This window comes from Lapidilactobacillus wuchangensis (assembly GCF_003946645.1).
Classification (GTDB): Bacteria; Bacillota; Bacilli; order Lactobacillales; family Lactobacillaceae; genus Lapidilactobacillus; species Lapidilactobacillus wuchangensis.
Genome location: NZ_RHOU01000024.1, coordinates 1 through 8,014, shown reverse-complemented (window position 1 = coordinate 8,014; position 8,014 = coordinate 1). Strand labels below are relative to the sequence as shown.

The window sequence follows — 8,014 nt, the reverse complement described above, 5'->3', positions numbered from 1 at the left end:
AATACGAGCCTTTGTCTAATTGCTAAAGCAATAAGACAAATTTGGCGGCTGACAACCACGCCCTCCATTCCGTCTGGAGCTGAGGTTGTGCATTTTAACTTTGTTAGTGCTTAAGGCAATTGTAGTAGGACTGATCAACTTAATCTCAACTGCATTAATAATTAAAGCGACTACGTTCAATGCTGTTTAGTAATTTTGGTCCTAATTCGGCTAACTTGTTAAACAGACTTTGTTAAGCACTGAAATCTATACTTCTAAACAGTGGCGCTCAATTCTGTTAGTTTCCACAGGTGGTTGCTGGGCGATTGGCGTCAGCTGTGAAATTATTCTTAGCAATTTATTGCTTAGAATAAGCCTCGTAATTGAGATTGTTGCGCTAGCAATAAGCTCAAATCGACGGCCACAGCGTTCCACGCCCTCTAAATCGCCCAGCAACCACCACTCTAACTGGGGAAATCTTATTTTTTAAATTAGCCCAGATCAGCGCCGGTCGCAACGGAGTTGTCCGCTCTTCTGCCTAAAACCAATTTAATTACAATCCCGTTAAAAATAGAGATAGTCTTCACCAATTGGCAAAAACCATCCCCCTAAATGATTAACGTAATGCTTTTAAACTAGCCGCAATAAAACCATGATTTTCCCGCAAAGCTTTTTCAGCAGCGGCGTAATCAACGTCACCATTGATCATCACAATCGCTACTTTTGGCTGATGTTGAGCGGCTTCGTAGAATTTAGCTGCTTCTTCCATGGAAACACCAGTAGCTTCGTGGATAATTCGTTTAGCACGATCAACTAGCTTGATGTTGGTTGGTTTAACGTCAACCATTAAGTTGCCATAAACCTTACCAAGTTTGATCATCGTTGTTGTGGAAATCATGTTTAAAATCAATTTTTCAGCAGTGCCGGCCTTCATCCGTGTGGAACCAGTGACGACTTCGGGACCAACAACCGCTTCAATAGCCACTTCTGCATGCTGGCCGATCAAAGAATTTTCATTACAGCTTAAGGCACCAGTGTGGGCACCAACTGCAGTGGCGTAATCCAAGCCGCCAATCACATATGGTGTAGTGCCACTGGCAGCAATCCCCAAGACAAAATCATTGGCCGTCAAATGACGATCTTTTAAATCCTGAGCGCCTAATTCAGCGGAATCTTCTGCGCCTTCAACGGCCTCAGTCACGGCTTTGGCACCGCCGGCAATCAAACCCTGAACTAATTCAGGGTCCGTGCCGTAAGTTGGTACACATTCAGCAGCGTCCAAAATACCCAAGCGACCACTAGTACCGGCGCCCATGTAAAATAAGCGGCCACCTTGCTTAATGCCGGCGACGATCGTATCAACAGTTTGGGTAATTGCGGCAATTACTGGTGCTTTGCTAATCGCAATTGGTACTTGTTGATCTTGCTGATTGATTGTCTGCAGAATTTCTGTCGTTGACATGGTATCAATATGGGTCGTGGCGTCATTGCGTTTTTCTGTCATTCGTTCCATTATTTATTGTGCCCCTTTTGTTGTTCCAACGGTAACCACCGTAGAACTTGCTCGATTTGTTCGTTCCAATAAGTCCAGTCATGGTTACCAGCACCAGTGTGATAAGTCACTTGCAGCCCTAAATCACTGGTTAAAAATTGATTAAACTGATCATTTGGTTGTTTCATAAAGTCATCGTCACCAATGGCATGATACCATTGGAGTTGTTGTAGCTTGCCCAAGTCAGCCTGCTTTGCTAAAACCCGCAATTGATTTTCTGGCGCGGTAAGACCCTTTGCACCAAAAACAGCCTGGTAATCAGGCATAATGCTGGGTACCACACTCAAATCAACAACTGGCGAAATGGCTGCGACGGCTCGGAATTTTTCGGGATAAGTGAACGCTAATTTAAGCGCACCATAACCACCCATTGAATTACCAACGAGATAATTAGCTTGTGGCGCTGCACTTAATGGTAAGTAATGACGCAATTGTGGCATTAACTCCTCAGTTAGATAATCCCAGTAAGCCCCACCATAAACTATGTTCGTGTAAAAACTGCGCGCCATATCTGGCATAATCACTGCCAGATGCTGCTGCCCAACGAGCTGTTCAATATTCGTTTTCCGTTGCCAAGTCGTGCCATTGTCACCGAGCCCATGAAAAAGCCAGATAACTGGTAATTTCTCATCAGCTTGAATTTGATCGGGTAAAATAGCTTGCACACCAATTTGGTTAGCCAGTTTTTGCGATGATCGATACAAATTTAAAAATGCCATCTTTTATCCTCTTATCATTCATCTATCCTAGTTATATTTATAAAACAAAAATTCACTTTTTTCAATTATTTATTGAAATTTTTTTCCAAAACTTTATAATTAACTTTGTAGGATTCCTTTTATTGTCGGAATCAGACCGAATTTACAATTATTTTTCTTTTTAAAAGTCAGCAACATTTTAGAAATTTTATTTCATTTCTGCAAGGGAGACTTTAATTATGACCTATGTCATTGGCGTCGATAGCGGTGGCACTCACATTGTCGGGCAAGCGCTCACATTGACCGGTGAAATCCTCGCGCAAACGCAAAGTGGTCCAGGTAATATTTTCCTCGACCAACCACAAACAATTAGTAACCTGACCACTGTCGTCACCACCCTACTTCAAAAGCTAGGTCGTGACGATTGCCAATATATTTTGATGGGGATTGCCGGCGTGGAAACCACTGGTAACGCTGATCAAGTTGCGGCTGATTTCACGGCTAAGTGGCAAATTCCTACCTATGTGATTAGCGATGCGCAATTAGCGTTGCTAAACGGCTTGGAAGGCCACGATGGTACTTTGGTGATTGCTGGCACTGGCTCAGTTGTTTATGGTCGCCAAAATCAGCAAATGTGGCGTTATGGTGGCTGGGGTCAATTACTCGGCGATACTGGTAGTGCTTATCAAATCGTTGCTGAAGCCATGAAAATGCTGTTGAAGGATTACGATTTAGGTCATGAAAGTGAATTAGCACCAATTTTATTGCCAGCTTTCAGCGCCACTGATCCTAAACAAGCGGTCAAGAAATATTATCAGCTTAGTCGCAAGGAAATTGCTGCCGTCGCGGTTAAAATCGCCCAAGCAGCCGCCGCTGGTAACCAAGCCGCCACCACAGCACTCGTGACCCAAGCCAATGCCCTGGCTGATGAAGTGCTCGGTTTGATTTCCCGCTACCAACAACCGATTCCCGAAAAAATTGCTTTTTCTGGCTCGGTATTGGTTCATAATTCATTTTACCGCGAAACTTTGCTAAAGAAATTGCAAAATGTTCATTCTAAGCTTGAACCGATCGTCGTTTCGACTAATAATGGACGTGGGGCAATCTTTTGGTCTCGCTGGCACCAAGTTAATGATTAGATTCAAAAAATATTAAAGGAGCGTGTCATTTATGACAATGCGGCAATTAGGTTTATCAATTTATCCTGACCACAGTGACTTTGAGGCGAACAAAGAATACCTCGAATTAGGTCACAAGTATGGTTTTACTCGGATTTTCATGAGTATGCTTGAGGTTCAAGATTCTGTAGAAGCAACGAAAGCCAAATATCAAAAGATTGTTGATGTTGGTAATGCTTTAGGCTACCAAACAATCATTGATGTTTCCCCACGGATTTTTGATCAATTAGGAATCAGCTATGATGATCTTGAATTCTTCCACGATCTACATGTGGCTGGAATTCGTTTGGATCAAGGTTTCGATGGTGCCACTGAGGCCATGCTTTCTTATAACAAATATGGCTTGATCATCGAATTAAATATGAGTAACAACGTTGATTATTTAAACAATATTATTAGCTACCAAGCTAACACACCATTTATTTATGGTTGCCACAACTTCTATCCCCAAGTTGGGACTGCTTTGCCATATGACTTCTTCATGGAATGTAGCAAACGATTCCGCGACTTCGGCATTCATACCGCTGCTTTCGTAGCCAGCCAAGTTGGGAATATGGGCCCTTGGAACGTGAATGATGGCCTACCTACTTTGGAAATGGACCGTCGTTTACCAATCGAAGTTCAAACAAAGCATTTATTCGCTACTGGCATGGTTGACGATGTTATCATTGGTAACGCTTATGCTTCTGAAGCTGAATTAGCTGCTATGGCTGCTTTGAACCGTTATCAAGTCCAATTCCATATCGACTTCGTCCCAGAAGTTAACGATATTGAAAAGACCATCGCCTTAACACCACAACATTTCCGCCGCGGCGATATGAACACCTTGGTAATCCGTTCAACAATGCCACGGGTCACTTACAAAGCTGTGCCAAACAAGCCACATGACAATACCCACGAATTCCAACGTGGCGATATCTTAATTGGTAACGATGATTTCGGCATTTACAAGAACGAATTGCAATTAGTTCTGGAACCTCATGCTGATACTCGCAAGAACAAGATCGGTAGCATTAGCAAAGACGAATTGATCTTACTCGACTTCATCAAGCCTTGGAGCAAGTTCAAGTTTTTAGACTAAACTAGTTGCGCTACGCCATTTGTTGGTCGGAGCACGATTAAACTAAATAGTTTATTGTTAAAAGTCAGCTGTGATGCTGGCTTTTTTTGTTGGCCTCCAAGGTCAAAAACGTTAATGGTGAGGCGTTTGAAACAGATTTGGAGCTGACTGCATTCCGGGCTGCTTGGCGTGGAACGCGGCCGGCGTTGATTTGAGCTTATTGCTGCGCAACAATCTCAAATACAAGCCTTGTTCTAAGTGGCCCCGCCACTAAGAACAATTTGGCGGCTGACGCCAAGATCCCTCCATTCCGTCTGGAGTTGATTTGGTTCACTCCATCTTTGTTAGTGCTTTAGGCAATTGTGGCGGGGTGATCAACTTGATTAAAATTGCAATACCAATTGAATAGTACATCAAAAGACTTTCAGACAGTTTCTAATATTATCTAGAAAGTTTGTCACACAGACCTATTAATTCACATCAATTTGTTTTTCTAACTAGTGGTAATCAATTCTGTTAGTTTCTACCGGTGGTTGCTGGGCGATTGGCGTCAGCTGTGAAATTTGTCTTGCTGCTTTAGCAGCTAGTCAAAGCCTCGTATTTGAGATTGTTGCGTCAGCAATAAGCTCAAATCGATGGCCACAGCGTTCCACGCCCTCTAAATCGCCCAGCAACCACCATCCCAATTGAGGAAGTCTTGGCAAAATTTAGTCGATAATAATCGCTAAAATTTAAGTTATTAAATTCAATAGGCGCAGTTAATTGATTATGATACAATCGAATGAATATCAATTTAATTTTTGCTGGGAGGCTGCTCATGAATTATTCTGCTCTATTATTTGACCTTGATAAAACGCTATTTGACACTGAATTGAACGCCAAAGTGGCCCTGACTAAATTACCGGTGAATTTCGAGTTTGCCTTTACTGATCAGCAAATTAATTATTGGCACCAATTAAACAACGAAATGTGGGAAGAGCTGGAAAACAAACAGATTACCACTGAAGAATTGTTGGCCAATCGGTTCCGTTTGTACTTTGCCCACTACGGCATCACCACTGACAACGCGCTGTATGCCGATCCTTTTGAAGTGTTATTTGCCAAGGAACACGCTTTATTGCCTCATGCCCAAGAAGTTCTAGCAGCATTGGCACCAAATTATCGACTCTTCGTGGTTTCCAATGGTTCGCGTTTCAAACAATTTCAACAATTGGCCGGCTCCCACTTAACGCCTTACTTTGAACATATCTTTTTGTCGGAAGATATTGGCCATAGTAAACCAGATCCCTTGTTTTTTAATGCGGTTAAACAAACATTACCCGAAGTTGCACCCGCTGAAATGTTAGTCATTGGCGATTCGCTAACCGCTGATATTCGCGGCGCTAATTTATCGCACTTGGACAGTTTGTGGTTAAATGCCGAACATCAGAGCAACCATTCGGCCTATCAACCAACATATGAAGTCAATTCACTGGACCAGCTACCACGTTTGTTGAATAAATAATGTTCGTGATTTAATAAATTGGTCGTTTAGACTAACTAAAAGCTCGTTGACAATTTTTATCTTGTCAACGAGCTTTTTGACTGGTATTAAAACGGTTTGGTAATTATTCATGGAACAAATACAACGCCACTGCAATAGTGTCATCTAACTTTTCCTTTATTAATTTCAGAACAAAAAATCGTTATTATATAAAATAGTTCGTTTATCGTGTTGATTATTTTCTTTTTCTTCGATAGAATAAGGCTATCATTTGAAAAAGGGGAACATTATTTATGGAGAGCTTTTTTAAGTTACGGGAAAACCGAACGAAAGTTAGCACCGAAATCATGGCTGGGGTCACGACATTTTTTGCGATGTCTTATATTCTGTTTGTTAATCCGCAAATCTTGGCATTAACGGGCATGCCTAGTCAGGCCGTTTTTTTGGCGACAATTATTGCAGCAAGTATTGGCACCTTGGTGATGGGACTCTTCGCTAACGTGCCTTATGCGTTGGCGCCAGGTATGGGCCTGAACGCCTTCTTCACTTACACCGTTTGTTTTGCCTTAGGTTTTACTTGGCAAGAAGGACTCGCCTTAGTTTTCATTTGTGGCTTGATCAATATTCTGATTACGATCACGCGGGTCCGGAAAATGATTATTACAGCCATTCCTGAGTCACTGCAACATGCCATGGGCGGCGGGATTGGTGTTTTCATTGCCTATATTGGTATCAAGAACGCCGGCTTTTTACAATTCACAAGCGATGCTGGCAGTATTACTAGCGTGAATGGCCAAGCTTTCGATGCGGCGCAAACTACTTTTAAAGGTGGCATTCAAAGCATTGTTTCTGGCGGTGGCATTGTGCCGGCCCTAGTTAATTTCTCGCAGTCAGGCGCTTTGCTGGCTTTAATTGGGTTGTTCCTAATTATCATCCTACTTGTTAAAAAAGTGCCCGGCGCTGTGCTCATTAGTATTTTTGTCATTACACTATTGGGTATTCCTTTTGGCATCACCAATTTAAAAATTAGTTCCGCTGATTCATTAGCACATTCTTTCCAACAATTGGGTGTGACTTTTGGCGCCGCTTTTAGTAGTAAAGGTATGGGCTCGCTGTTCAGCAGTTTAGATCGGCTGCCACTGGTGCTGATGACAATTTTTGCTTTTAGTTTCTCTGATACTTTCGATACGCTGGGCACTTTCATCGGTACTGGTCGGCGGACAGGGATTTTCTCCGACGCTGACGAGCAGGCGCTTGAGAACGGCCATGGTTTCTCTTCTAAAATGGATAAAGCTTTGTTTGCCGATTCGATTGCTACTTCGATCGGCGCAATTGTCGGTACGAGCAATACGACCACTTATGTTGAAAGCACTGCGGGCATTGGTGCTGGTGGCCGGACTGGTTTAACTAGCGTGGTGACAGCAATTTTGTTCCTGTTAAGTAGCTTGTTCGCACCATTGATTGCCATCGTGCCGACTCAGGCAATTGCCCCAGCCTTAATCGCCGTTGGGATCATGATGATGGGTGCCTTCAAAAATATTGATTGGGACGATTTAGCTGAAGCAATTCCGGCATTCATGGCTTCAATTTTCATGGGTCTTTGCTACAACATTTCTTATGGTATTGCCGCTGGATTCATCACTTATTGCTTGATCAAGCTGGTGACCGGCAAGCGCAAAGAGGTTCACCCGATTTTGTGGATCGTCTCATTGCTGTTTGTCGTCAACTTTGTTCTTTTAGCGCTACTGTAAATTCTTGGATTAAAAGCAAGTTTTGAAACAAAATGGCGTCTGACTGCATTGCGGGCTTGCTGGTTGTGGAACGCGGCCGGCATCGATTTGAACCAATCAAGGGCCAAAATTCAAAACCATTAAAATCTAAATGATGGTTTTAAAACAGAACTGTGTCTGACTGCATTGCGGGCTGCTTGGCGTGGAACGCGGCCGGCATTGATTTGAGCTTATTGCTGCGCAACAATCTCAAATGCAAGCCTTATCGTAAGTGCTAAAGCACCAACGATAATTTGGCGGCTGACGCCAAGATCCCTCCATTCCGTCTGGAGTT

6 protein-coding genes are annotated in these 8,014 nt (G+C 42.9%); 4 read left to right on the top strand and 2 right to left on the bottom strand.

Features of this window, described 5'->3' with window-relative positions; genetic code table 11:
• Nucleotides 1-595: 595 nt before the first annotated feature.
• Both murQ and EKM82_RS10945 read right to left on the bottom strand, forming a co-directional pair.
• Complete coding sequence (murQ, locus tag EKM82_RS10950; RefSeq protein ID WP_125769389.1) at nucleotides 596-1,492, bottom strand: N-acetylmuramic acid 6-phosphate etherase; 897 nt, start codon at nucleotides 1,490-1,492, stop codon at nucleotides 596-598.
• Nucleotides 1,492-2,250, bottom strand: a complete 759-nt coding sequence (locus EKM82_RS10945) for an alpha/beta hydrolase (protein WP_125769386.1) — start codon at nucleotides 2,248-2,250, stop codon at nucleotides 1,492-1,494. Before EKM82_RS10945 ends, murQ begins: the two co-directional genes overlap by 1 nt.
• A 218-nt stretch (nucleotides 2,251-2,468) precedes the next feature.
• Between EKM82_RS10945 and EKM82_RS10940 the strand changes: the two genes are divergently transcribed.
• The 4 genes from EKM82_RS10940 to EKM82_RS10925 all read left to right on the top strand — a co-directional run bounded on the left by EKM82_RS10940 (nucleotide 2,469) and on the right by EKM82_RS10925 (nucleotide 7,701).
• The gene (locus tag EKM82_RS10940) at nucleotides 2,469-3,368 is read left to right on the top strand and encodes an N-acetylglucosamine kinase (RefSeq protein ID WP_125769383.1); all 900 of its coding nucleotides are present in this window, start codon (nucleotides 2,469-2,471) and stop codon (nucleotides 3,366-3,368) included.
• A gap of 31 nt (nucleotides 3,369-3,399) precedes the next feature.
• A complete protein-coding gene (locus tag EKM82_RS10935) occupies nucleotides 3,400-4,488 on the top strand; it encodes a DUF871 domain-containing protein (protein WP_125769380.1) in 1,089 nt (362 codons plus the stop codon).
• Nucleotides 4,489-5,284: 796 nt separating this feature from the next.
• The gene (locus tag EKM82_RS10930) at nucleotides 5,285-5,971 is read left to right on the top strand and encodes a YjjG family noncanonical pyrimidine nucleotidase (RefSeq protein ID WP_164508270.1); all 687 of its coding nucleotides are present in this window, start codon (nucleotides 5,285-5,287) and stop codon (nucleotides 5,969-5,971) included.
• Between the two features lie 272 nt (nucleotides 5,972-6,243).
• Entirely contained in the window at nucleotides 6,244-7,701 is a 1,458-nt protein-coding gene (locus EKM82_RS10925) for an NCS2 family permease (protein ID WP_125769374.1), read from the top strand.
• Nucleotides 7,702-8,014: the final 313 nt, after the last annotated feature.